Source organism: Amycolatopsis albispora, from assembly GCF_003312875.1.
GTDB classification, from domain to species: domain Bacteria; phylum Actinomycetota; class Actinomycetes; order Mycobacteriales; family Pseudonocardiaceae; genus Amycolatopsis; species Amycolatopsis albispora.
Genome location: NZ_CP015163.1, coordinates 943,580 through 965,881 on the forward strand (window position 1 = coordinate 943,580; position 22,302 = coordinate 965,881).

Annotated in this window: 24 protein-coding genes; 13 read left to right on the forward strand and 11 right to left on the reverse strand. The window is 69.1% G+C overall.

Annotated features, from left to right (window positions below; all coding sequences use genetic code 11):
- Positions 1–55: 55 nt before the first annotated feature.
- A complete protein-coding gene (locus tag A4R43_RS04630) occupies positions 56–1,243 on the forward strand; it encodes an endonuclease/exonuclease/phosphatase family protein (protein ID WP_418190807.1) in 1,188 nt (395 codons plus the stop codon).
- A gap of 22 nt (positions 1,244–1,265) precedes the next feature.
- Positions 1,266–2,210, forward strand: coding sequence for a D-2-hydroxyacid dehydrogenase family protein (locus A4R43_RS04635; RefSeq protein ID WP_113691152.1), 945 nt, complete (start codon positions 1,266–1,268; stop codon positions 2,208–2,210).
- On the opposite strand, the gene A4R43_RS04640 is transcribed toward A4R43_RS04635, so the two are convergent.
- Positions 2,207–3,025: a serine hydrolase domain-containing protein gene (locus A4R43_RS04640; RefSeq protein WP_113691153.1), complete on the reverse strand. Its 819-nt coding sequence runs from the start codon at positions 3,023–3,025 to the stop codon at positions 2,207–2,209. The genes A4R43_RS04635 and A4R43_RS04640 overlap by 4 nt on opposite strands.
- A 112-nt stretch (positions 3,026–3,137) precedes the next feature.
- Between A4R43_RS04640 and A4R43_RS04645 the strand changes: the two genes are divergently transcribed.
- Complete coding sequence (locus A4R43_RS04645; RefSeq protein ID WP_113691154.1) at positions 3,138–3,944, forward strand: SAM-dependent methyltransferase; 807 nt, start codon at positions 3,138–3,140, stop codon at positions 3,942–3,944.
- On the opposite strand, the gene A4R43_RS04650 is transcribed toward A4R43_RS04645, so the two are convergent.
- From A4R43_RS04650 to A4R43_RS04690, 9 genes are all read right to left on the reverse strand, one after another.
- Positions 3,917–5,281 (reverse strand): cytochrome P450, encoded by a 1,365-nt coding sequence (locus A4R43_RS04650; RefSeq protein WP_113691155.1) that lies wholly within the window; start codon positions 5,279–5,281, stop codon positions 3,917–3,919. The two genes, A4R43_RS04645 and A4R43_RS04650, sit on opposite strands and share 28 nt — an antisense overlap.
- A gap of 12 nt (positions 5,282–5,293) precedes the next feature.
- Complete coding sequence (locus tag A4R43_RS04655; RefSeq protein WP_113691156.1) at positions 5,294–6,079, reverse strand: thioesterase II family protein; 786 nt, start codon at positions 6,077–6,079, stop codon at positions 5,294–5,296.
- The gene (locus A4R43_RS04660; RefSeq protein WP_113691157.1) at positions 6,079–7,779 is read right to left on the reverse strand and encodes a non-ribosomal peptide synthetase; all 1,701 of its coding nucleotides are present in this window, start codon (positions 7,777–7,779) and stop codon (positions 6,079–6,081) included. Before A4R43_RS04660 ends, A4R43_RS04655 begins: the two co-directional genes overlap by 1 nt.
- A gap of 2 nt (positions 7,780–7,781) precedes the next feature.
- Positions 7,782–9,278, reverse strand: coding sequence for an FAD/NAD(P)-binding protein (locus tag A4R43_RS04665; protein ID WP_335645143.1), 1,497 nt, complete (start codon positions 9,276–9,278; stop codon positions 7,782–7,784).
- Positions 9,275–10,513, reverse strand: coding sequence for a cytochrome P450 (locus tag A4R43_RS04670; RefSeq protein WP_162788317.1), 1,239 nt, complete (start codon positions 10,511–10,513; stop codon positions 9,275–9,277). Before A4R43_RS04670 ends, A4R43_RS04665 begins: the two co-directional genes overlap by 4 nt.
- An 839-nt stretch (positions 10,514–11,352) precedes the next feature.
- Positions 11,353–12,684, reverse strand: coding sequence for a DUF222 domain-containing protein (locus A4R43_RS04675; protein ID WP_162788318.1), 1,332 nt, complete (start codon positions 12,682–12,684; stop codon positions 11,353–11,355).
- Positions 12,685–12,911: 227 nt separating this feature from the next.
- On the reverse strand, positions 12,912–13,178 hold the full coding sequence (locus A4R43_RS04680; RefSeq protein ID WP_113691161.1) for an HPr family phosphocarrier protein: 267 nt from the start codon (positions 13,176–13,178) through the stop codon (positions 12,912–12,914).
- Positions 13,179–13,220: 42 nt separating this feature from the next.
- Positions 13,221–14,450, reverse strand: a complete 1,230-nt coding sequence (locus A4R43_RS04685; protein ID WP_113691162.1) for a PTS transporter subunit EIIC — start codon at positions 14,448–14,450, stop codon at positions 13,221–13,223.
- Complete coding sequence (locus tag A4R43_RS04690) at positions 14,447–15,232, reverse strand: GntR family transcriptional regulator (protein ID WP_113691163.1); 786 nt, start codon at positions 15,230–15,232, stop codon at positions 14,447–14,449. The genes A4R43_RS04685 and A4R43_RS04690 overlap by 4 nt, the downstream gene beginning before the upstream one ends.
- Before the next feature lie 226 nt (positions 15,233–15,458).
- Here A4R43_RS04690 and A4R43_RS04695 point away from each other — a divergent pair, with 226 nt between their 5' ends.
- Positions 15,459–15,695 carry a PTS sugar transporter subunit IIB gene (locus A4R43_RS04695; RefSeq protein ID WP_113691164.1) on the forward strand — a complete coding sequence of 79 codons (237 nt, stop codon included), beginning with the start codon at positions 15,459–15,461 and terminating at the stop codon, positions 15,693–15,695.
- Complete coding sequence (locus A4R43_RS04700) at positions 15,692–16,147, forward strand: PTS sugar transporter subunit IIA (RefSeq protein WP_113691165.1); 456 nt, start codon at positions 15,692–15,694, stop codon at positions 16,145–16,147. The genes A4R43_RS04695 and A4R43_RS04700 overlap by 4 nt, the downstream gene beginning before the upstream one ends.
- A gap of 53 nt (positions 16,148–16,200) precedes the next feature.
- Here A4R43_RS04700 and A4R43_RS04705 read toward each other — a convergent pair whose 3' ends face one another.
- On the reverse strand, positions 16,201–16,617 hold the full coding sequence (locus A4R43_RS04705) for a Rieske (2Fe-2S) protein (RefSeq protein WP_113691166.1): 417 nt from the start codon (positions 16,615–16,617) through the stop codon (positions 16,201–16,203).
- A gap of 120 nt (positions 16,618–16,737) precedes the next feature.
- On the opposite strand from A4R43_RS04705, the gene A4R43_RS04710 reads away from it, so the two are divergent.
- From A4R43_RS04710 to aroQ, 8 genes are all read left to right on the forward strand, one after another.
- A complete protein-coding gene (locus A4R43_RS04710; protein ID WP_113691167.1) occupies positions 16,738–17,115 on the forward strand; it encodes a hypothetical protein in 378 nt (125 codons plus the stop codon).
- Positions 17,116–17,138: 23 nt separating this feature from the next.
- Positions 17,139–17,624, forward strand: a complete 486-nt coding sequence (locus tag A4R43_RS04715; protein WP_236808771.1) for a sigma-70 family RNA polymerase sigma factor — start codon at positions 17,139–17,141, stop codon at positions 17,622–17,624.
- Positions 17,621–18,247 (forward strand): anti-sigma factor family protein, encoded by a 627-nt coding sequence (locus A4R43_RS04720; protein ID WP_113691169.1) that lies wholly within the window; start codon positions 17,621–17,623, stop codon positions 18,245–18,247. Before A4R43_RS04715 ends, A4R43_RS04720 begins: the two co-directional genes overlap by 4 nt.
- A 281-nt stretch (positions 18,248–18,528) precedes the next feature.
- The gene (locus tag A4R43_RS04725) at positions 18,529–18,972 is read left to right on the forward strand and encodes a prepilin peptidase (RefSeq protein ID WP_236808773.1); all 444 of its coding nucleotides are present in this window, start codon (positions 18,529–18,531) and stop codon (positions 18,970–18,972) included.
- Between the two features lie 66 nt (positions 18,973–19,038).
- On the forward strand, positions 19,039–20,226 hold the full coding sequence (gene aroC, locus A4R43_RS04730; RefSeq protein WP_113691170.1) for a chorismate synthase: 1,188 nt from the start codon (positions 19,039–19,041) through the stop codon (positions 20,224–20,226).
- On the forward strand, positions 20,223–20,768 hold the full coding sequence (locus tag A4R43_RS04735) for a shikimate kinase (protein WP_113691171.1): 546 nt from the start codon (positions 20,223–20,225) through the stop codon (positions 20,766–20,768). The genes aroC and A4R43_RS04735 overlap by 4 nt, the downstream gene beginning before the upstream one ends.
- A complete protein-coding gene (gene aroB, locus A4R43_RS04740) occupies positions 20,768–21,874 on the forward strand; it encodes a 3-dehydroquinate synthase (RefSeq protein ID WP_113691172.1) in 1,107 nt (368 codons plus the stop codon). Before A4R43_RS04735 ends, aroB begins: the two co-directional genes overlap by 1 nt.
- On the forward strand, positions 21,871–22,302 hold the full coding sequence (gene aroQ / locus A4R43_RS04745) for a type II 3-dehydroquinate dehydratase (protein ID WP_113691173.1): 432 nt from the start codon (positions 21,871–21,873) through the stop codon (positions 22,300–22,302). The genes aroB and aroQ overlap by 4 nt, the downstream gene beginning before the upstream one ends.

A 22,302-nucleotide genomic window follows, 5' to 3' on the forward strand; every position in this document is an offset into this window, starting at 1 on the left:
GCTTAGGGTGACGCCGACCCCGGGAGGTAACACCGTGCAGCGATCCAGGTGGATCTTGACGTCCGTACTCGCGGCGACCGCTCTGGTCGCGGCAGGCGCCCCAGCGACCGCGGATTCGACCGCGGCCAAGAGCGTCCGGTTCGCCACGTTCAACGCGTCGCTGAACCGCGCGCAGGCCGGGCAGCTGGTCGCCGACCTGTCCACTCCGGACAACGCGCAGGCCCGCGAAGCCGCCGAGGTCATCCAGCGCAACCGGCCCGACGTGCTGCTGGTCAACGAGTTCGACTACGTGCCCGGCAACGCCGCCGCCGACCTGTTCCGGCGGAACTACCTGAACATCGGGCAGAACGGCGCGGCGCCGATCGACTACCCGTACGCGTTCACCGCGCCGTCCAACACCGGCGTGTCCACCGGGTTCGACCTGGACCGGAACGGCAAGGTCGAGGGTGGCAACGACGCCCACGGCTTCGGCACGTTCGAAGGCCAGTACGGCATGCTCGTGCTGTCGAAGTACCCGATCGACACCGCCGCGGCACGCACCTTCCAGCGGTTCCGCTGGGCCGACATGCCGGGCGCGCTGCTGCCGGACGACCCGGCCACGCCGGCGAAGGGCGACTGGTACTCGCCGGAGATCCTCGACGTGCTGCGCCTGTCGTCGAAGTCCCACTGGGACCTCCCGGTCCGCGTCGCCGGCTCGGACGTGCACTTCCTGGTCTCCCACCCGACGCCGCCGGTGTTCGACGGACCGGAGGACCGCAACGGCACGAAGAACCACGACGAGGTCCGGTTCTGGGCGGACTACGTCACGCCGGGCAAGGGCGCGTACATCTACGACGACCGCGGCGGCCGCGGTGGGCTCGGCCCGCGCGACCGGTTCGTCGTGGCCGGGGACAACAACGCCGACCAGTACGACGGTGACGGCATCGACGGCGGGATCGAGCGCCTGCTGCAAGCGCCGCGTGTGATCGACCCGCACCCGGGCAGCCTCGGTGGCGCGCAGGCCGCGCGCGAGCAGGGCGGCGCGAACGCCACGCACCGCGGCCCCGCCTTCCTCGACACCGGTGACTTCGCCGACAACACGCCCGGCAACCTCCGCGTCGACTACGTGCTGCCGTCGCACGGGCTGCTCCCGTGGCGCGCCGAGGTGTTCTGGCCGCTGCCGGACTCGCCGCTGGCCAGGCTCAACGACGTCTCCGACCACCACCTGGTGCGGGTCGACGTGCTGGTACCCCGGTGGTTCTGAGCCGGGGGTTAGCCTGACCGGCATGAAGATCGCCATCCTGGACGACTACCAGAACGTCGCGCTGAGCTTCGCCGACTGGGACTCACTCGGGGCCGAGATCGAGGTGTTCACCGAGCACATCGATGACCGGGAGGAGTTGGTCCGGCGGCTCGCCGGGGCCGAGGTGGTGGTGGCGATGCGGGAGCGCACGCGCTTCGACGAGGCGTTGCTGTCCCGGCTGCCCGAGCTGAAACTCCTGGTGAGCACCGGCCACCGGAACGCGGCGATCGACGTGGCCGCGGCCAACCGGCTGGGCGTGGTGGTGTCGTCCACCGGCTACATCGCGCACCCGACGGCCGAGCACACCTGGGCGCTCATCCTCGCCGCCTCCCGCAACCTGCCCGCCGAGTTCCAGTCGGTGCGCGACGGCGGCTGGCAGCGCACCGTCGGCACCGGGCTGCACGGCAAGACGCTCGGCCTGCTCGGGCTGGGCAGGCTCGGTGCCCGCGTGGCGAAGATCGGGCAGGCGTTCGGCATGGAGACCATCGCCTGGAGCCAGAACCTGACGCAGGAACGCGCCGCCGAGCACGGGGTCACCGCGGTGAGCAAGGACGACCTGTTCCGCCAGTCGGACGTGCTGTCGGTGCACCTGGTGCTCAGCGAGCGGTCGCGCGGGCTGGTCGGGGCCGCGGAGTTCGCGCTGATGAAGCCGACCGCGCTGCTGGTCAACACCTCGCGCGGCCCGATCGTCGACGAGGCCGCCCTGCTCGACGCCCTGCGCGGCAGGACGATCCGCGCGGCCGCGATCGACGTCTACGACAAGGAGCCGCTGGCCGCCGACCACCCGATCCGCGAGCTGGACAACGCGGTGCTCACCCCGCACATCGGCTACGTCACGCGCGAGGTCTACGAAGTCTTCTACGGCGATGCCGTCGAGGACATCGCCGCCTACCAGGCCGGTCGTCCGATCCGGGTGATGGAGCCCTAGCTCCCGCCCAGCTCCGCGAGCACGGCGTCGGTGAAGGGCGGCCAGGCCTCGATCGCCCACGGGCCGAACGCGCGGTCAGCCAGCGCGACACACGCGGCACCGGCGTCCGGGTCGAACCAGAGGAACGTGCCGGACTGGCCGAAGTGGCCGAACGTGCGGGGCGAGCTACCCGAACCCGTCCAATGCGGGCTCTTGTGGTCGCGGATCTCGAAGCCGAGTCCCCAGTCGTTCGGCTTCTGGTTGCCGTACCCGGGCAGCACCCCGGTCAGCCCGGGAAAGACCACGGAGGTCGCCTCCGCGACGGTCGACGCGTCGAGCAGTTTCGGCTGCTGGACCTCCGCGGCGAACCGGATCATGTCGTCCAGGGTGGACACCGCGCCGGCGGCGGGGGAGCCCTCGAGGCGGGTGTCCGCCATGCCCAGCGGTTCGAGCAGCGCCTGGGCCAAGTAGGTGGCGAACGGGATGCCCGAGTGCTCGGTCAGCGCGTCGGTGAGCTGCTCGAACCCGGTGTTCGAGTAGATCCGGCGGTTCCCGGGCTCGGCCATCGTCTTGTGCGTGTCGAAGGCCAGGCCGGAGGTGTGAGCGAGCAGGTGCCGAATGGTCGCGCCAGGTGGACCGGCTGGCGTGTCCAGCTCGACGACGCCCTCTTCGATCGCGATCAGCGCCGCGTAGGCGGTGAGCGGTTTGGTCACCGAGGCCAGGGCGAACTCCCGGCCCGTGTCGCCGTGGCGCCCGGCCACCGTGCCGTCGGCGCGCAGCACCGCCGCTGCCGCGTTGTCCACCGGCCACTGGTCGATCAGCCGCAAGCTCTCCATGGGCCCACCCTACAATCAGCGGCCGAATGGCCTACTGAGCGGCCTCCGCGTCATTTTAGAATCCGCTACCGGCATTTGTGCGTTTTCTTCCGGCCGGGCGAGAGGTGCGCGGATGGCGGATTCGGTGGATTGGGCGGCGGCCGGTGTCGACATCACCAAACCGGCGCTGGCCCGCGTATACGACTACATGCTGGGTGGCTCGCTGAACTTCCCGGCGGACCGCGCCGTCGGCGAACGCCTCGCCAAGGTGGGCCCGTTCCGTGAGATGGCCAGGCTCAACCGGAATTTCCTGCGTCGCGCGGTGCGGTTCTGCGTCGAGGCCGGCGTGCGCCAGTTCCTCGACCTTGGTTCTGGCATCCCGTCCTCCGGAAACGTGCACGAAGTCGCCCAGGAGTTGGACTGGTCGTGCCGAGTGGTCTACGTGGACAACGACCCGATCGCCGTGGCGCACAGCGAGATCCTGCTGGCCGACAACCCGCGCGCCACCATCCTGCGCGCCGACCTGCGCGACGCCGCCGCGGTCGTCGCGCACCCGGTGACCCGCTCACTGCTCGATTTCGACCATCCGGTCGCGCTCTTTCTGCTCGGTGTTGTCCAGTACATTCCGGATTCCGCCGATCCCGCCGGGCTGATTTCGAGTTATGCGGATGCGGTCGTGCCGGGAAGTCTGCTCGCGATGACCCATTTCACGTCGCAGAACATGGAAGACGAAATGGCCGCGGCGGTGGAGTATTTCGCCGAAACCGCATCGCCGATCACGCTGCGGTCCGCCGAGCAGATCACCGGCTTGCTGGGCGGCCTCGAACCGGTGGCGCCCGGCGTCGTGCTCACCGCGAAGTGGCGTCCCGAACTGGGCGGCCCGCCGGCAGCCGACCCCGAGCGTTCCGGCCACTACGCCGTCGTCGCGCGCAAGCCCTGACGCCGGCGTGCCACCACCGGCAGGTGGTCGGGGTGCAGCGTGGTCGACGCGACCGGTCGCACGCGCGCACCCGGTCGCAACGGCAGCCGCCAGCGACGCAGGATCACCGCGAGCACGATCAGCATCTCCGCCGCCGCGAACGACCCGCCCATGCACACGCGCACGCCCTCGCCGTACGGGATGAACGCCCCGCGCGGCACCTGCTCGGCTCGGTCCGGCAGCCAGCGATCGGGGTCGAACCGGTCGGGCTCGGGGAACAACCGAGGGTCGCGGTGCAGCACGTACGGGCTGTAGAACACGTTCGCCCCGGCCGGGATCGTGTAGCCGCCCACCTCGATGTCGACCGTCGGGATGCGCGGGAACAGCCAGCCCGGCGGGTACAACCGCAGGGTCTCGTGGACCACGCGCGCGACGTATTCGAGTTTCGGCAGGTCGTCGAACTCGACGGGCCGGTCGCCGAGCACCTCGTCGAATTCGCGGTACACCCGGTCCGCCACCTCGGGATACCGGTCCAACTGGAGGAACAACCAGCCCAGCGCCGCCGAGGAAACCTCGGTGCCGACGAAGAACATGGTCATCACCTCGTCGTGGACCTGCTGGTCGGTGAGCGTTTCCCCGGACTCGGGGTCGCGTGCCCGGAGCAGCGCGGACAGCATGTCCCGGCCCGTCGTGCCCTCCGCCCGGTAGACCGCGATGACCTCGTCGATCAGCGCGTGCACCCGCTTGCCCGCTTCCGTGTACAACCGGTTGGACCGGGTCGGCAGCGCGTACAGCAGGCCCGTCGGCGCATACGCCCGCTTGCCCACCCCGCGGAACACGATCGGCAACCAGCGCGCGGCTTCGCGCGCGGCCGCGCTGCCCGCGTCCGAGGCGAACATGCACCGAACCAGGATGGCGGCGGCGACCTCGTTCAGCTCGCGGCCCAGTTCGAGCGGCGCGCCGTCCAACCAGTTCGACGTCTGCTCTTCGGCCGCCGCGCGCATCGTGCTCGCGTATCCGGTGACGCGTTCCTGGGTGAACAGCGGCGCGAGCATGCGGCGCCGCTGCCGGTGCGGCTCGCCCCACGAACTGCCGATGCCGTCCCCGCCGAGCACCTTGAGCTTCTCGAAGAGCACGCCGTTCTTGGTCACCTGGTTGTGCTCGACGAGCAACTCGCGCACCGTCGCGGGGCTGTTCACCAGGAACGCCGGCTCCCGCCCGAGGCGGAACGAAACGACATCGCCGCAGGCCCGCTGCCGGTCGACGAACTCGAGTGGCCGCCGAAACAACCGCAGCGCGTGCCCGACCACCGGCCGGCCGCCGGGCGCCACCGGGGGACGGGTGCTTTCTCGCGTCATGGGCCGTTCCCTTCACGAACTGCTGGATCGCGCGGAGTGCCACCGGGCGAGCCGGTCGCGAACCAGCTCCAGCAGCGCGTCCTGTTGGCTTCGCAGGAAGAAGTGCCCGCTCCCGACCGTGACCTGTTCGAACGCGGCCGTCGTGTAGTGCCGCCACTGGTCGAGGTCGTGCTGGTTGACCTGAGGATCGTCGTCACCGGAGGCGACCAGCACCGGACAGCCCAGCGGCACCGGCCGGTCCAACTGGTACGACCGGCGGCAGTCCAGCGTCGCGCGCAGATCGGCAGCCAGCCAGCTCGCGAAACGTGCGTCGCCGAGCAGCACGTCGTCCACTCCGCCGGACGCCCGGACCCAGTCCAGCAGCGCACCGTCGTCGTCGGAGGCGACGGGCAGCCGATCGGCCTGTAGGTGCGGCGCGGGCATCGAGCACGCGATGAGCCCGTCCACGGTCAGGTCCGTGGTGTTCAGCGCCCGCCGTGCCGTTTCGTAGGCGACCAGCGCGCCGAAGCTGTGCCCGAAGAAGGCCCAGTGCGGTCCACCTTGTGCACCACGTTGAACCAGCTCCGCGAGCAACTCGTCGGCGATCCGGTCGATCCGCCGCAGCGGTTTCTCCCGGATCCGGCGTTCGCGTCCAGGCAGCAGAACCGGCCAGACTTCGATCGATTCTGGCAGTCCCTTCGACCACGCGGCGAACTGCGAGGCGCCCGTGCCGGCCCCGCCAACGCAGACCAACCGGACGGCAGGCGCCGCCTGCCGGTCGACCTGGGGAAACCAAGGCCCTTCGTGCCCGGGCGCCATCAGCTTTTCTCGTTCCGGTCGACAACGCCGGCCAGCTCGGCAACCGTCGGCCGCTCGAACACGTCGACCGGGCTCAACTCGGTGCCGAGGTCGACGGCGATCCGGCGGACGAAGTGGGTGATCAGCGAAGACGTCATGCCGAGCAGGAAGAGGTCGGCCCGCACGTCCGCCGAATCGAACCGCTCCATGCCAAGCAGGTCCGCCGCGATCTCGCCGAGCGCGGCCTGCGTCTCGCTGAGCGTCCCACCGTCGTCGTTCCGCGCGGTGAACCCGGCGGGCAGGCGCAGTGCGGTGGGATCGACCTTGCCCCACGAGGTCAACGGCAGTTCGTCGACCGCGATGAACCAGGTCGGGACCATGTAGGAGGGCAGCCGCTCGGACAACCACCGGCGCAGCCCCGTGTCGTCCGAATCCACCCCGCCGACCACGTACGCCACGAGCCGCCCGTCGTCCTCGCGCACAGCGCAGTCACGGACTGCCGGGTGTGCCCGCAACACGGCGCGGACCTCGCCGAGTTCAACCCGGAAGCCACCGATCTGGACCTGGTCGTCAGTGCGCCCGAGGAAGTAGAGCAGGCCGTCCGCCTCACGCACACCACGGTCGCCGGTGCGGTACATGCGCCGGCCGCCGACTTCGACGAACCGCTCCGCGGTCAGCTCGGGTCGTCCCAGATAGCCCAGCGTGACGCCGTCGCCGCCGATGAACAGTTCGCCGGGCATGCCGTCGGGGACCGGCCGCAGTGCGTCGTCCAGCACGGCGATCTCGCTACCGTCGCAGGTCCGCCCGATGGGAACGCGCGCCGTCTCGTCCGGGTCGATCTCGACGTAGGTGCTGGCGATCGTCGCTTCCGACACGCCATAGCTGTTGAGGAGCGTGCGCCCGAACGCCCAGCGCCGGGCGACATCCGGCGGCAGGTCCTCGCCCCCGCAGATCACCACCCGAAGTGCGGGGAAAAGGTCCGGGTTCATCTCGCGCAACCGCGACGGCGTCGCGACCAGCGCGCTCACCTGGTTCTCCCGCAGAAAGCAGTCCAGCTCGGGCCCGGGCAATCGCTGCTGTTCATTGGGTATGCAAAGGTGCGCGCCCAACGCCAGCGTCGCGAGCATCTCGAAGAGCGCCGCTTCGACGTGCTGCGGTGCGAGCATGGCCACCCGGTCGTCTGCTCGCAGCCCGAAATGCCGCTCGGCCGTCCGGACCACGGGCAGCAATGCGGAGTGGCGGCCGAGAACCCCCTTCGGCTTGCCGGTGGAACCGGAGGTGTAGACGACATAAGCCAGTTCCGCCGGGTCCGTCACCTCTGCCGGGCAGCACCATTCGTCGTTCTCGGTGATTCGCACCGCGTCACCGAACTGCTCCGCGGCAGCCACCACGAGCCGGACACCGGCATCCCGGATCAGTTCGTTGCGGCGCAGTTCCGGCAGCGTCGGTTCAACCAGCAGGAACGCGCCGCCGGCGCGCCAGACCGCGAGCGCGGCCGCGACGCTCAACGCCGAGCGCGGTATCGCGACCGCGACCAACTCGCCGCGAACGAGGTTCCGCCTGGTCAACTGGGCGGCGACCGCTTCGACCAACGTGTCGAACTGGGCGTAGGTGAGGTCACCGTCCACCGCGGACACGCACGGGCGGTCGCCTTGTGCGCGCATCCGCCGTTCGATGAGTTCGCCAACGGTCCGGTCGGCCACGCCGACGCACGAAATCATGGTCACTCCTGTCTCAATGCCGGGTCACGGTCGAGGAGGTGCCGCACCGCCTGCGCGGCGCGGCGGACGATGGCGCCGAGAATCGTCGTCTCCACATAACGCTCGCCGACTGTCAACTCGCCGAGCGCGTACAAGCCGGGCACCGCGGATCCGGTGGCATCGCACACCAACCCGGTGCCCGCGTCGATGCGGATGCCGCCGAACGGGTGCGGCACGGCCAATCCGCTGTGGACCATCGAGCCGATCAACTGCCTGGCCCGGCGCGGGAGTACCGGTACGCGCGGTCGTGCCGAGTTGACCACGCGATCGGCAACGTACCGGTTCGGCCCGGCCTCAACCAGGAAGTCATCTTCCGTGGCGGTCACCTTCTCCACGCCACCAACGAGGCGGAGCTGTCTGGTCTGCATGAGTCTCGCCAACTCGGCAGCCGATTCTTGGGGCATGGGTGCGCACAACCGGGCACAGACGCCATGCCACTGCTGGATGAAGGCGGCTCGTGTGGTGTCGTCGAACAGCGGCCACGCCTTGTCGGCAAGGTGCCGGGCGACGGCAACGAGCACCAAATGCCAAGGCCTGCCATCACGGGCTTCTTCAACGTGGCGGAGAAAGCGTCTCTCCGGTGTCTCCTGGTTGCGCAGTTCGCGCCACAGATCGGACATCGGCACGCCGTGCGCGCGGAACTCCGCACGCAGCAACCGGTAGATGTCTAGTAAGGACAGGTGTCCTCGCTGTTCAACGAGGGAGACGACCGTGTCGCTACTCGTCACCGCCAGCTCCGGCCCCGAGCTGGCATACCGGACGCTGGGCAGATAGCCACTTCGCGAGACGGCCAGTATTTGTCCTTGATGCCCTGAAGCAGCCAGTTCCAGGACAAAGTCGATGGCGGTGAGGCCCGTACCCAGTACGGCTACCGTCTCGCCGCGGTTGATCTGTGCCACTGTCTTCCCGAGTGGATACGGATCAGGCACAAACCCGGGTCGTCCCGTCAGGCCGTAGGTGTCCACCGGCTCGGTTGTCCCTGGGCACAGGAAGACCGCATCGAACTGGTGCACTTCGGCAGTCGCGGTGCGCACCCTGAACACATCGGACTCTCGAACCAGCGAGTCGGCCCGGTCGCCCACCAGCTTCGCCTGAAAACCTCGCTGACGGCCGGTCGTGACCGCGTCGGCAACGACATCCTCCAGGTAGCGCGCGTAGACACTACGAGGCAGGAACTCGTCGCCTGACAGTGGCGCTCGGCCGTCTTTCTCCAGCCACTCCACGAAGTGCCCGGGCTCACCAAGCCGCACCGACATCATCCGGGCAGGCAGGTTGAGCAGGGCTTTCTCGCTTCCTGGCAGGTATGCGCGCCCAGGGCCGAAGCGCATGCTCGGGTCGAAGACGGTGATCTCGGGTGCTCGCGCGAAGGGCGTGTCCGGCTGAAGCTCTCGCACCAGCATGTCCAGCACACTCGCTCCAGCGGCTCCCGCGCCCACTATCCCAATGCGCACAGGGCTCACCGATCGGACAACGGTGCGGTTGACCTGGCGATACGGATCGGCAGCTTGGTCAGCGACGGCAGGTTCGCATCACCGTTCCACTCGAGACCGGTGCCGACCAGGCGGGCGCCCGCGTGTACGGCCTCGGCCATCCGCTCGAACATCACTGAACCTTCGAGCTCGGCCATCGCGGCTCCGGCGCACCGATGGCGCCCGTAGCCGAAGGCCAGGTGGCGCGCTCCCTTGCCGGACGAGTTCGACCGCCAGTTCGCCGCGGCCAGCAGGACGAGAACCTTGTCACCAGCACGGATCCGGCAGCCACCCACCTCGATGTCCGCCGTCGCGACCCGGCCGACAAAACGGGAAGGGGTGACCTGGGCAAGCGCCCGATCCACCTCGAAGGCGGATGTTCCTTGTGAGGTCAGAGCGTTGTGCATCGAGATGGAGAGGAAGCCGGGCATGGTCTGGTGCCCGGACGCGATCAGCATGACCAGGTTGGAGGCGGTGTCGACGTCGTCGAGCCCCTCTTCGTCGGCCGCGCGCACAAGCGCGCTGATCCCGTCCTCACCGGACTTCTCCCGCCGTTCGCGGACGAGCCGGAGTGCGTATTCGTACAGAGTGCGGGCGCGACGGTGGATCTCGGGATCGACCGTGTGGTCCAGCCCGCTGACGATCGCCGTGATCGCGTCGGATCCGGCGAGCACCATGTCCAGGTCGGACTCGTCGATGCCGAGCAGCTTGCCCAGCACCCGCAACGGAAATTCCTTCGCCACCTCCGCCACGAAGTCGAGATCACCTGGCCTGTCCAGTGGCAGCAGTTCCGCGGCCAGCTCACGCATCGACGGCTCGAGGGCCTGAATCCGTTGTGGAGAGAGCACGGCTCGGGCGACCCTTTTCAACCGCAGGTGCTCGGACCCGTCCCTCAACAGCATCATGCGCGCCACCACCGCGTCCATAGTGGATTCGTCCGCGCCGGTGGGCGGCCTGCTGTCGGGGCCAGCGTTGAGCCGTTTTGACGAGAACCGTTCGTTCGCCAGTACCAAGGACACTTCCTCCGCGCCACAGACCAGCCAAGCTGACACATAAGGGTCCCAGTGCACCGGGCCGCGCTCAGCCAGCGTCGTCAAGAGTTCTCGCGCCGCCGCGGGGCGTAGCATGAGGTTGTAGACGCTGAGGTCCTTCGGGCAGGCCGCATGCTCTTTGGTGCGGGCCGAGGTCGACTGCGAGTGACCGACGGCCATTTTGCACGAGGACACGAACGCTCCTTCCGGCGGAGACGACCTCACTTCCCGGGCGAGAGGGCCGAGAAGTTGTGTCGATAATCTCCGAAAAGCACTCAGGCGGTCGCGATGAACTAATTCGTTCGCCGGGGAGGTCGGGACCGAGCGAAGCGGTTGTTCGCCGACCGCAGCTCGATTGTAGTGCGTTACTTGCCCCATGCCAACAGTGTTATCAACGGCGCATTGGAGTTGCAGAAGCGAATAGTTCGGCCGTCAATATTAGGGGCAGACATCGGAAATTGGATGCACGTCATTGTGCGTGTGTCGCAAGTTGAACCAGTTGGCCGCCGACCTGTTGGTGCCGGTGGTCCACTGCCGAGGCGCCTTTGGTCCATACCGGCTCGATGAGTGGCTTCGGTGAATGCTGCTGTCTCTACTTGACCGGCCTTGGTCTCCTTTCGCCGGGCGTGTGGGTAGGTGGGCTGGCGTCAGCGGGCATGGCAACATCACCACACCTCGTGCTCAGTGTCCGCCCCGTTGTTGTGCGGGTACATCCACCGAATGAACGCAGGTCGTTCGGCGAACTGGTGTGCCTGGTTCAGTTGGTGGGCACTCGTGCGGCCATTTGTCGCAGGCTCGCGCCGCGAGACGGGTGTGCGTTGTCGTCGGAATCGTTCACGTTGGCTGCTCGCGGTTCGCTGTATTGCTCGGTGTTTGCACTGCGTCCGCGTGGTGACTTTCAAAGGCCGTCGTGGGATTTGTGCATCTAGCGCACACTTTTGTCCAGTTTCCTTTCCGTTTTGTCTACCCACATTGGCGCGAGGATCCGACGAGCGCGGCGGAAGGCAAGCGATGTGACTCGCGAGCGCTGATCGTCACGCGCACCGGCAGTATGGTCGACCCTGGTTTGTGTTGGTCGCGGCGGGAACGTCGCGCGGTTCGTGCAGTGGCTCCGGTGTGCTGCTGTGTGTCTCGCCGCTGGGCGTGGTGATGGTGAGCGACCCGTCGGCCTCCAGTCGATGACGCCAACCACGGACGGTCTGGAGATTGTGGTCGGCTGAGCACATGCCGATCTGCGCGCCCTCGCTCCGGCCGTCGTGGTGCTCGCAGAGTTCGAGTTCGGTGAGCTGAGCCGGCCTGGTGCACCCGGGGCGACGACATTCGCGGTCGCGCACTCGGACCAGCTCGGTGACATCGCTGGCCGCACCGTGGTGGGCGTCGCCCAGTTCGGCCAGCTGCCCGCTCCGCGGCTCGGTGATGATTCGCTGGAACACGGTCTTCCGCCCGCTGCACAGCTCCTTGGCGAGCCAGGCGGGGATGACGCCGTGCCCGGCCAGCTCGGCGGGCTTGTCGTTGAGCCCGGCGTAGGTGGTCGCGTCGAGGTAGAGGTAGCAGTGGGTCCGGACCTCGCCGCCGAACTGCTTGCCCATCAGCAGGTCCAGCATCGTGTCGGCGCGCAGCTGATCCAGCGTGCGGGTCTCGTCGGCGGTCTTCAGTCGCCGGGCCAGCTGGTCGACGTTGGCATACGCGGCGATAGCGCGCTCGACCGGAGCGGACGTCACCGCGAGGGAGGCGGTGCCCGTGTCGCCGTGACGCAGGCGCACTTGGCGGCCTCGGCGGGCGCCCTTCGCGCGGTCGGCGTGGCCTTCTTGATCGACCTTGGCGGCGGTTCGAGTGGTGATCCTTCTCGCCTGGGTGGGGTTGCGGCCTTCGAGCTTGTCCTCCAGCAAGGCGTCGACTTCCGGCAGCTTGCTGTCGGGGAGCCAGGTGGTGGCGTCCCGGACGCGCTCGGCGACGGTCAGCGGGATGCTGCCCTGCTCCAGCAGCGCAAAGGTTCTGGGCAGGTGTTCGGTGAGTTTCTCCGCTGCGCTGATGGTGGACGCGGCCCGGTGCCGGGTCATCGACAGGGCCATGGCGAGCTGCTCGGGGAGCCCCCGTCTCGTCTCGGATCTTCGGCAGAACTCGGCGACCAGCTTCATTCTCCGTGCGTGCAGGCGCGAAATCTCCTTTTCGTTCTGCTGCAGCTCGACGATGACGTGGTGAAGCTCGGAAGGCTTCGAGGTTGTGGTTTCCATGGCACGACGGTAACCGCCATGACCGACGTTTCGAAGCACACGATCGTGAGGCTGTGTCAGTCCGGCGGAATTGTCGTGGGTGGCGGCTACGGTGACGCGCCGGAGACTGTCTTCAGGGTGAAAACCCGGCAAAACGCCTGGTCAGAGGCTTGCGTTGCGATGCTGATGGGGAGCTGGGAGCGTCAAAAAAACAAGTATGCGAACGGGCCGTTCGCGTCGCGGCGCGGGGCGGCTGGCATGCGCCGGGCGATGGTGGGTGCGGGAGTAGTGGTCCCCGGAAGGGAACGGCTTGGCGGGTGAGCGCCGATAGGAAAAGCCGCCCCGGGGAACTTCCCCAGGGCGGCTTTTCGGCTCTGCTGCTACGCGTCCAGGTCGCTTTCGATCAGCTCGGCCACTGCTTCGATCGCGGCTTCCGCGCCATCTCCTTCAGCCGTGATGACCACTTCGTCGCCGTGCGCGGCGCCCAGCGTCATCAGGCTGAGCACGCTTCCCGCCGCGACGGGAGCGCCGCCGTCCTTGGCGATGCTGACCGTCACCGGCTGGGCCGCCGCGGCCTTGGCGACCAGTGCGGCCGGCCGGGCGTGCAGGCCCACCTTGCTCGCCACCTTGACACGTCGCTCCGGCATTGAGCCGTCCTTTCCTTGTGGTGCTTGGTTTTCGTGCTGCGCTTACTTCGCGGCCGTGGCGTCGAGGTCGGCCTCGATCGAGTCGTCTTCTTCACGTCCCGGCGTGCGCAGGTTCCACTTGATGATGACGAACCGGAACAGGAAGTAGTAGATCAGGGCGTAGACCAGGCCGATCGGGATGAGCAGCCAGACGTTCGAACTCGCCGCCGGGTGCGTCGAGTTCAGCGCGAAGTCGATGGCGCCCGCCGAGAACGAGAACCCGAGGTGGATGTCCAGTGCGTTGACCAGTGCCAGCGAGATACCGGTCAGGATCGCGTGGATCAGGTACAGCGGCCACGCCACGAACATGAACGCGAACTCGATCGGCTCGGTCACGCCGGTGAGGAACGAGGTGAACGCGGCCGCCACCATCACACCGCCGACGACCTTCTTCTGCGACGGCTTCGCGGTCTGCCAGATCGCCAGCGCGGCGGCGGGCAGGGCGAACATGAAGATCGGGAAGAAGCCGGTCATGAACGCGCCCGCGGTCGGGTCGCCGTCGAGGAACTTGGTCAGGTCACCGCCGTCGAAGATGAACCACACCGGCACGTTGATCAGCTGGTGCAGGCCGATCGGGATGAGCAGGCGGTTGAGCAGGCCGTAGATACCGCCACCGACGACGTCGCTGCTGGTGACCGCTTCGCCGAGGTTCTGCATGCCGGCGTCGATGACCGGGAAGATCAAGCCGAAGATCACGCCGAGCACCAGCAGGGCCAGCGAGTTGATGATCGGCACGAACCGGCGGCCGCCGAAGAAGGCCAGGTAGGTGGGCAGCTTGATGCGGTGGAACCGCTGCCACAGCACCGCGGTGACCAGGCCGACGATCACACCGGACAGCACCGAGTACGGCCACTTGACCGGGGCGAGGAACCAGCCCTCCTTGAAGCCCTCCATCTCGTTGATCGGCGCGAACACCTGGACGACCTTGTTGAACACGACAAAGCCGACGACCGCGGCGACACCGGTCGAGCCGTCGCCCTTGCGCGCGAAGCCCACCGCGATGCCGACGGCGAACAGCAGCGGCAGCCAGTCGAGCAGGCCACCACCCGCGGCGCTGAGCACGGCGGCGACCTTGTCCCAGCCGAGACCGTCCTTGCCGAGCAGGTCGTCCTGGCCCAGCCGGAGCAGCAGGCCGGCGGCCGGCAGGGTCGCGATCGGGAGCATCAGGCTGCGGCCGAACCGCTGCAGACCGGCCAGCCCCTTACCCTTCGCCCCCGTTGTGGTGGCGCTCATCGGGTACCTCCATGTTTGGCGGGGTTACCGGAATCCGGGGAACTCCGGTCCAACTGCATAGTCACCTGGTAGTGATCTCCCCGGTACCAGGAAGTCATGTCCTCCACCGGTGCTCCGGCCATGCTGGAGACGCGGCGGAAGACGAGCAGCGGACTGCCGGTACGGATACCGAGCAGCCGTGCGGTTTCCTTGTCCGCCGACTCCGCCCAGACGGTCTGCCAGGCGTGGTCGAGGCGGATGTCTTGCTCGGCCAGCTGCGCGTACAGCGACCGCGTGAGGTCCAGTTCGAACAACCCCGCCACCCTGACGGGGTGGTACCAGCCGCGTTCCACGGCCAGCGGTATCCCGTCGGCGCGGCGCAGCCGCTTGAGCCGCAGCGCCGCGGCGCCCTCGGCGAGGCCGAGTGCGTTCGCGGTCGCGGCGGGCGGAACCTCGGTGGTGGTGCCGAGGACCTCGGTGGTCGGTTCGAGGCCCCGGCGGCGCATGTCGTCGGTGAACGACATGAGGTAGAGCTGCAATTCCATCCGGCGGCTGGCGGTGAACGTGCCCTTGCCGCGGACCCTGGACAGCAGGCCTTCCTCGACCAGCTTGCCGATCGCCGACCGGACCGTGAGCCGCGAAACCTGGTAGCGCTCCGCCAGCTCGCGTTCGGAGGGGATGGGGGAGCCGGGTGGCAGCTCCCGTTCGACCGCGTGCCGCAGGATCTCCCGCAGCTGAGCGTGTTTCGGGGTCGGACCGTCCACGACGCGGTCGGGCCGGGAGGGGAACGCGGCCGCGCTCATGTCCTCCACCTCCTTCCGCCGACTTCGTGACCCTGGTGCTCGCACCGGGCCGCGAAGATTGGTACGTTCCGGTCTAGACCATTCATTGATGGGGCAGAATGCTCCGCTGACTGATCGGGTGTCAACAGCCGTTACGAGTTCGTGCTCGTGATCGGCACCGGTACCGGCGATCGGCGTAGTTGTGCCTGGCGCGAATGCGGCAGGCCCGGATTTCAGGAGGTCACCGGTGGCGGACGACAGGCCGGAAAAGATCCTCGCGGCGCTCGGCGGCGCGGACAACGTGATCGAAATCGAGGGTTGCATCACCCGCCTTCGCTGCGAGCTGGAAGACGGCTCGGTCGTCGACGAGGCGGCGCTGAAGAAGGCAGGCGCGATGGGCGTGGTGAAGATGGGCTCGGTGATCCAGGTCATCGTGGGCCCGGAGGCGGACACCATCGCCAGCGACATCCAGGACCTGATGTGAGCCTGGAGATCCTGAGCCCGGTGCCCGGGCGCACGGTGCCGATGAGCGAGGTGCCCGACCAGGTCTTCGCGCAGGCGATGGTGGGGCCGGGGATCGCGGTGCAGCCGTCGGGTGGCCGCGCGGACGCGGTCTCCCCGGTCGACGGCACGGTGGTCACGCTGCACCCGCACGCGTTCGTGGTGTCCACCGAGGACGGCCGCGGGGTGCTGGTCCACCTGGGCATCGACACGGTGCAGCAGAAGGGCGAGGGGTTCACCCTGCACGTGGTCAAGGGCGAGTCCGTGCGCGCGGGCCAGCCGCTGATCAGCTGGGACCCCGAGGCGGTCACGGCCGCTGGCTACTCGGCTGTGGTGCCGGTGGTCGCGCTGGATGCACCGGCCGAGGCGCTCGCGGCGCTCTCGACCGGCGCGGACGTCACCGAGGGCGACGTGTTGTTCACCTGGAACGACTGAGCGGGACGGCCCCGGGAACTGGGCTCAGGGCTCCCGGGGCCGCTCGGTTCGGCTCAGGCGCTGAGCACCTGGCCGTTCTCCACCTTCACCGCCACCGCGGGGAGCGGGGTCTCCGCGGGGCCCTGCCGAACCTCGCCGGTGAGGGCGTCGAACACCGAGCCGTGACACGGGCAGGTGAGGTCCTTGCCCTCCGCCTTGACCGCGCAACCCTGATGGGTACAAACGGCGCTGAAGGCGACCGCGGTCGCGTCGGTTGGACGGGCGACGATGATCTCCTGGTCACCTGATTTGACGGCTTTCGCTTCGCCGACCGGGATGTCGGCCAGCGCGACGAGCCCGCCACCGCCCGCGGCGGTGGACGGCGCGTCGTCCGTTCCGCAGGCAGTGAGCGCGGCGGTTCCAGCGGCCACGCCGGCGACGGCGGCTCCGGTGACCAGTACGGTGCGGCGGGTGTGTTGTTCGGCAGTCATGCCCAGTGACACGACTTAGGTACCGATTCGGTTCAAAATCGGTCCGCCGACTGAACCAACGGGGTGCCCGGCCCGTGTGGTGGAAGTAGTGTCCTTCCACACGCGCGCAGGGAGTCGGCCATGTTCACATGGGCGTTACGGTTGCTGGTGGTCGCGGGGTTGCTGGGCTCCGCGTGGATCCACTTCGACCTCTGGCAGCTGGGGTACCGCGACATCGACACGATCGGCCCGCTGTTCCTGGTCAACGCCGTCGCCGGGGTCGTGCTGGCGCTCGCCGTGCTGTTCTGGCACCACTGGCTGCCGCTGCTGGCCGCCGCGGGGTTCGGCGCGGTCACGCTGGCGGCCTTCTTCCTGTCGGTGACCGTCGGGCTGTTCGGTATGAAGAACGAGCTGTACTGGGGCTCCTCGCAGGTGTGGGCGGCCATCGCCGAAGGCGCCTGCGTGCTGTTCGGCCTGGTGGCGATCGCGGTGCGCGACCGGGACGGCGCCCGGGTGTGAAGGACGCTCCGGAAGACGAGTTGATGCGTGCGCTGCACTCGGATCACGCGGCCGCGCTCTGGTCGTACGCACTGAGCCTGACCGGTGGCAACACCGCGCGCGCCGAGGACGTCGTGCAGGAAACGCTGTTGCGTGCCTGGAAGCACCCCCGGGTGCTGGACCAGTCCCAGGGTTCGGCGCGTGCCTGGTTGTTCACCGTGGCCCGGCGGATCGCCATCGACGACTGGCGTTCGGCGGCGTCCCGGTCCGAGGTCTCCACGGACGCACCGCCGGAGCAGCCCGTACCCGACGACACCGAACGCGCGTTGCAGGGGTGGTTGGTGGCGGAGGCCCTCGGCCAGTTGTCCGACCGGCACCGCGAGGTCCTCGTGCTCTGCTTCTTCCAGGGCTATTCGGTCGCCGACGCGGCCAGGCGGTTGGGGGTCGCCGAAGGCACCGTGAAGTCGAGGACGCATTATGCGCTCAGGGCGTTGAAGCTGGCGCTGGAGGAGAAGGGGGTTGTGCGATGACCGATGACCCCTTCGCGTCCTACGACGCGGCTTACGTGCTCGGCGCGCTCACCCCGGAGGACCGTTACGCCTTCGAAGCGCACTTGGAGGTGTGCCGCGAGTGCGCCCGCGCCGTGCGAGAGCTGGCGGGGTTGCCCGGGCTGCTGTCACAGGTGCCTGCCGACGCGCTCGATCCGGTCGCGCATGAGCCGCGCGGCCTGCGGTCGTCGCTGATGCGTCGGGTGCGGCGAATTCGGTTGCGTCGTCGATGGACGACCGCGGGAGCGCTCGCGGCCGCGGCGGCCCTGGTCATGGTGGTGGCGTTCCCGCTGACCGCGCAGGAGGATCCCGGCACACCGATGGTCGCGCTGGGCGAGTTCCCGGTCGAAGCCGTCGCCCAGGTCAAGGACGTGCCCGGTGGCTCCAGGGTCGACATGAAATGCAGTTACGACGGCGGCAAGGTAGGGGACTACCTGCTGGTCGCGGTCAACCGGGAAGGTCAGGTCGACGAGCTCGCGAGCTGGCGGGCCATTCCCGACGACACCGCGCAGATCTCGGTCGCCACGACGTGGCACCGCGCCGATATCGCCGCGCTGGAGATCCGCACGACCGCGGGCAAGCCGCTGCTGCGCTGGCAGCCCTGAGCTACGCCTACGGCCCGTTTGCCTCGATTTGCCTGCAGACATACGCCGTAGGCACCCATCCTCGTTTGCCGGCCCGGCCGCAGCCGCCGGAGTCTGACCGTGTGCCTTGGATCTGTTTCCCCTTCCTCGCCCTCGCTGGCTGCCTCGCTGGACTCGCCGGCCGGTGGGCGCTGCGCCGCACCGTTCCGCCGGTTCGCCTGCCCGGCTGGGGTGCCGTCGCCGCCGTAACGGTGTTGTGGCCGCTGGTCGCCTGGCTCGGTGTGCCTTGGTGGTGGCTGCCCGTGCCACTGGCCGTGGTTGGCGTCGCGGTTCCGTTGTTCGTGGTCGACCTGCGGGAGCGCCGGTTGCCGGATGCCCTGACGTTGCCCGCCTATCTGCTCTTCGCGGGGGCGCTCGGGTTCGCCGCGGTCGAGCGTGGGGCGGGGCTGTTGTGGGCCGCTCTGCTCGGCGCGCTCGTGTTCGGCGGGTTGCACGCGGTAATCCATCGGGTGATTCCGCACGCACTCGGCGCCGGCGACGTCAAGCTGACGGGCTCGCTCGGGCTCGTTCTCGGTGCAACTGGTTGGACAGCCATGGTCCTGGCGGTGTTCGCCAGCGCGCTGGTGACCGCCGTGTTGGGGCTGCTCGCGCGCATCCGCGGCTCGCCGACCTGGGACGACGGCGTGCCACATGGCCCAGGGCTGCTGACGGCCACCGCACTGGTGACGCTGTTTCCCAGCCAGTGAGCAGCCGCCCGGCACGGCGTGGAGGGTGTGCGCTCGCGCAGGTCGCGGACGTGACAGGATCGTGGCGTGTTGCGCTGGATGACCGCAGGTGAATCGCACGGGCCCGCCCTGGCCGCCGTGCTCGAGGGCATGGTGGCCGGAGTCGAGGTCACCACCGCCGACGTGACCGAGCAGCTGGCTCGCCGTCGGCTCGGCTTCGGCCGGAGTCCCCGGATGGGGTTCGAGAAGGACCGCATCGAGTTCCTCGGCGGGGTGCGGCACGGGCTCACGCAGGGCGGACCGGTCGCCGTGCAGATCGAGAACGCCGAGTGGCCCAAGTGGGAAAAGGTGATGTCGGCCGACCCGGTGGACCCGGCCGAGCTCGAAGGCCTCGCCCGCAACGAGCCGCTGACCCGCCCGCGGCCCGGTCACGCCGACCTGCCCGGCATGCAGAAGTACGACTTTCCCGAGGCCCGTCCCGTGCTGGAGCGGGCGAGCGCGCGTGAGACCGCCTCGCGCACCGCGCTCGGCACGGTCGCGCGGGCGTACCTGCGGCAGCTGCTCGGGGTCGAAATCATCAGCCACGTGGTGTCGATCGGGGGCGCCGAAGCTCCGGCCGGGCCGCTGCCCGTGCCGGAGGACCTGGCCGCGATCGACGAAAGCCCGGTGCGGGCGTTCAGCGCGGAGGGCACCGAGGCGATGGTCGCCGAGGTGGACGCCGTGCGGAAGGCCGGGGACACCGTGGGCGGCGTGATCGAGGTGCTCGCGTACGGGTTGCCGCCGGGCCTTGGTTCCCACGTGCACTGGGACCGCCGTCTCGACGCACGGCTGGCCGGTGCCCTGATGGGCGTTCAGGCGATGAAGGGCGTGGAGGTCGGCGACGGCTTCACCACCGCTAAGCGGTGGGGGAGCCAGGCTCACGACGAAATCGACCGCGGCACCGGTCCAGTGGGCGTGACCCGCCGGTCGAACCGCGCCGGTGGGCTCGAGGGCGGGATCACCAACGGTGAACCGCTCCGGGTGCGCGTTGCGATGAAGCCGATTTCCACCGTGCCCAAGGCTTTGTCCACTGTGGACGTCACGACCGGCGAGCCCGCGGTCGCGATCCACCAGCGGTCGGACGTGTGCGCGGTGCCGCGAGCGGGCGTCGTGCTGGAATCCGTGGTGGCGCTGGTGCTCGCCGACGCGGCGCTGGAAAAGTTCGGCGGCGACTCGCTGGCGGAGAGCAAGCGCAACGCGGAGGGCTACCTGCGTGCGCTCGAGGAGCGCTGGTGAGTCCGCGCGCGGTTGTCGTCGGCCCGCCTGGTTCCGGTAAGAGCACCGTCGGGCGGCTGCTGGCGGAACGGCTCGGGGTCGGCTTTCGCGACACCGACGACGACATCGTCAAGCGCGCCGGCAAGTCGATTTCGGAAATCTTCACCGACGACGGGGAGCCTGCTTTCCGTGCGCTGGAAGAAGAAACGGTCGCGGTCGCGCTGGCTGAACACGCCGGGGTGCTGGCGGTGGGCGGCGGTGCCGTCCTGTCCGAGCGGACCCGTGGTCGGCTGGCCGGGCACACCGTGGTCTTCCTCAACGTGGGTATGGCCGAGGGCGTGCGCCGCACCGGGGTTTCGTCCGCGCGACCGCTGCTCGCCGGGGTGAACCCCCGCGCGACCTACAAGGCGCTGCTCGACGCGCGGCTGCCGATCTACCGCGAGGTCGCCACCGTCGAGATCGGCACCGACGAACTGATCCCCGCCGACGTCGCCGCCGCGATCGAAGAACGGCTGCGGGAGGCCGGCGGCGTCGAAGCCGCACAGCACGAACGAGGAGCATGATGTCCGAACCGGTCCGTATCCAGGTCAAGGCCGGTACGCCCTACGACGTGGTGGTCGGCCGCGGCTTGCTCGGCGAGCTGACCGACACCGTCCGTGACGCGTCGAAGATCGCGCTGATCCACCCGCCGACGCTCACCACCACGGCGGAGGCCATCCGCGAGGAGCTGAACGAAGCCGGTCTCGACGCGCATCGCGTGGAGATCCCGGACGCCGAAGACGGCAAGGCGCTTACGGTGGCCGGGTTCTGCTGGGAGGTCCTCGGGCGCATCGGCCTGGACCGGCAGGGTGTGGTGGTCGGTCTCGGCGGTGGTGCGGTGACCGACCTGGCCGGGTTCGTCGCGGCGACCTGGATGCGCGGCGTCCGCCTGGTCAACGTGCCGACCACGCTGCTCGGCATGGTGGACGCGGCGGTCGGCGGCAAGACCGGGATCAACACCGAGGCGGGCAAGAACCTGGTCGGTGTGTTCCACGAGCCGTCCGCCGTGCTGGTCGACCTGGCGACACTCGAGACGCTGCCGCCGAACGAGCTGGTCGCCGGGATGGCCGAGGTGGTGAAGGCCGGTTTCATCGCCGACCCGCGGATCCTCGAACTGATCGAACGGAGCCCGTCGGCCGCGCTGGACACCCAGGGCGACGTGCTCGCCGAGCTGGTGCGGCGCGCGATCCAGGTGAAGGCCGATGTCGTGTCGGCTGACCTTCGCGAGTCGGATCTGCGGGAGATCCTGAACTACGGCCACACTCTCGGGCACGCGATCGAGCGGCGCGAGCGGTATCGCTGGCGGCACGGCGCGGCGGTGAGCGTCGGCCTGGTGTTCGCGGCCGAGCTGGCGCGGCTCGCCGGGCGGCTGGACGACGCGACGGCTGATCGGCACGCGGCCGTGCTGCGGTTGCTCGGGTTGCCCACGACGTACGACGCCGACGCGCTGCCCCAGCTGCTCGACAGCATGCGCACCGACAAGAAGACCCGGTCCGGCGTGCTGCGGTTCGTCGTGCTGGATGGACTGGCGAAGCCCGGCCGCCTGGAGGGGCCGGACCCGGCGCTGCTCGCCGCGGCGTATTCGGCGGTCGCTGCCGACAAGGCCGGGGGCGGGAGCGTGCTGCTGTGAAGATCTTCGTGTTCAACGGGCCGAACCTCGGGCGGCTCGGCAAGCGCGAGCCCGGCGTCTACGGCGCGTCGACCCACGACGACCTGGTGCGGCTCTGCGAGGAGACCGGCGGTTCGCTGGGCGTGGAGGTCGAGGTCCGGCAGACCGACCACGAGGGCGAGATGGTCGGCTGGCTGCACGAGGCGGCCGACGCCGGGGCCGCCGTTGTGCTGAACGCCGGGGCCTGGACGCACTACTCGATCGCCGTCCGGGATGCTGCCGCGCAGCTGACCGCGCCGTTGATCGAGCTGCACATCTCGAACGTGCACCGGCGTGAGGAGTTCCGCCACCACAGCGTGCTCTCCGACCTCGCCACCGGGGTGATGGCCGGGTTCGGTGTCGCCGGGTACGCGCTCGCGATCCGATGGCTGGCGGAACGGTCCAACTGA

Coding starts and splice junctions, on each gene's coding strand:
- A4R43_RS04640 (WP_113691153.1), bottom strand. CDS start 3,025: ATGGAGAGCTTGCGGCTGATCGACCAGTGGCCGGTGGACAACGCGGCA.
- A4R43_RS04655 (WP_113691156.1), bottom strand. CDS start 6,079: ATGGCGCCCGGGCACGAAGGGCCTTGGTTTCCCCAGGTCGACCGGCAG.
- A4R43_RS04720 (WP_113691169.1), top strand. CDS start 17,621: ATGACCGATGACCCCTTCGCGTCCTACGACGCGGCTTACGTGCTCGGC.
- aroB (WP_113691172.1), top strand. CDS start 20,768: ATGTCCGAACCGGTCCGTATCCAGGTCAAGGCCGGTACGCCCTACGAC.
- A4R43_RS04680 (WP_113691161.1), bottom strand. CDS start 13,178: ATGCCGGAGCGACGTGTCAAGGTGGCGAGCAAGGTGGGCCTGCACGCC.
- A4R43_RS04650 (WP_113691155.1), bottom strand. CDS start 5,281: ATGACGCGAGAAAGCACCCGTCCCCCGGTGGCGCCCGGCGGCCGGCCG.
- A4R43_RS04705 (WP_113691166.1), bottom strand. CDS start 16,617: ATGACTGCCGAACAACACACCCGCCGCACCGTACTGGTCACCGGAGCC.
- A4R43_RS04645 (WP_113691154.1), top strand. CDS start 3,138: ATGGCGGATTCGGTGGATTGGGCGGCGGCCGGTGTCGACATCACCAAA.
- A4R43_RS04690 (WP_113691163.1), bottom strand. CDS start 15,232: ATGAGCGCGGCCGCGTTCCCCTCCCGGCCCGACCGCGTCGTGGACGGT.
- A4R43_RS04685 (WP_113691162.1), bottom strand. CDS start 14,450: ATGAGCGCCACCACAACGGGGGCGAAGGGTAAGGGGCTGGCCGGTCTG.
- A4R43_RS04710 (WP_113691167.1), top strand. CDS start 16,738: ATGTTCACATGGGCGTTACGGTTGCTGGTGGTCGCGGGGTTGCTGGGC.
- A4R43_RS04715 (WP_236808771.1), top strand. CDS start 17,139: ATGCGTGCGCTGCACTCGGATCACGCGGCCGCGCTCTGGTCGTACGCA.
- A4R43_RS04660 (WP_113691157.1), bottom strand. CDS start 7,779: ATGATTTCGTGCGTCGGCGTGGCCGACCGGACCGTTGGCGAACTCATC.
- A4R43_RS04635 (WP_113691152.1), top strand. CDS start 1,266: ATGAAGATCGCCATCCTGGACGACTACCAGAACGTCGCGCTGAGCTTC.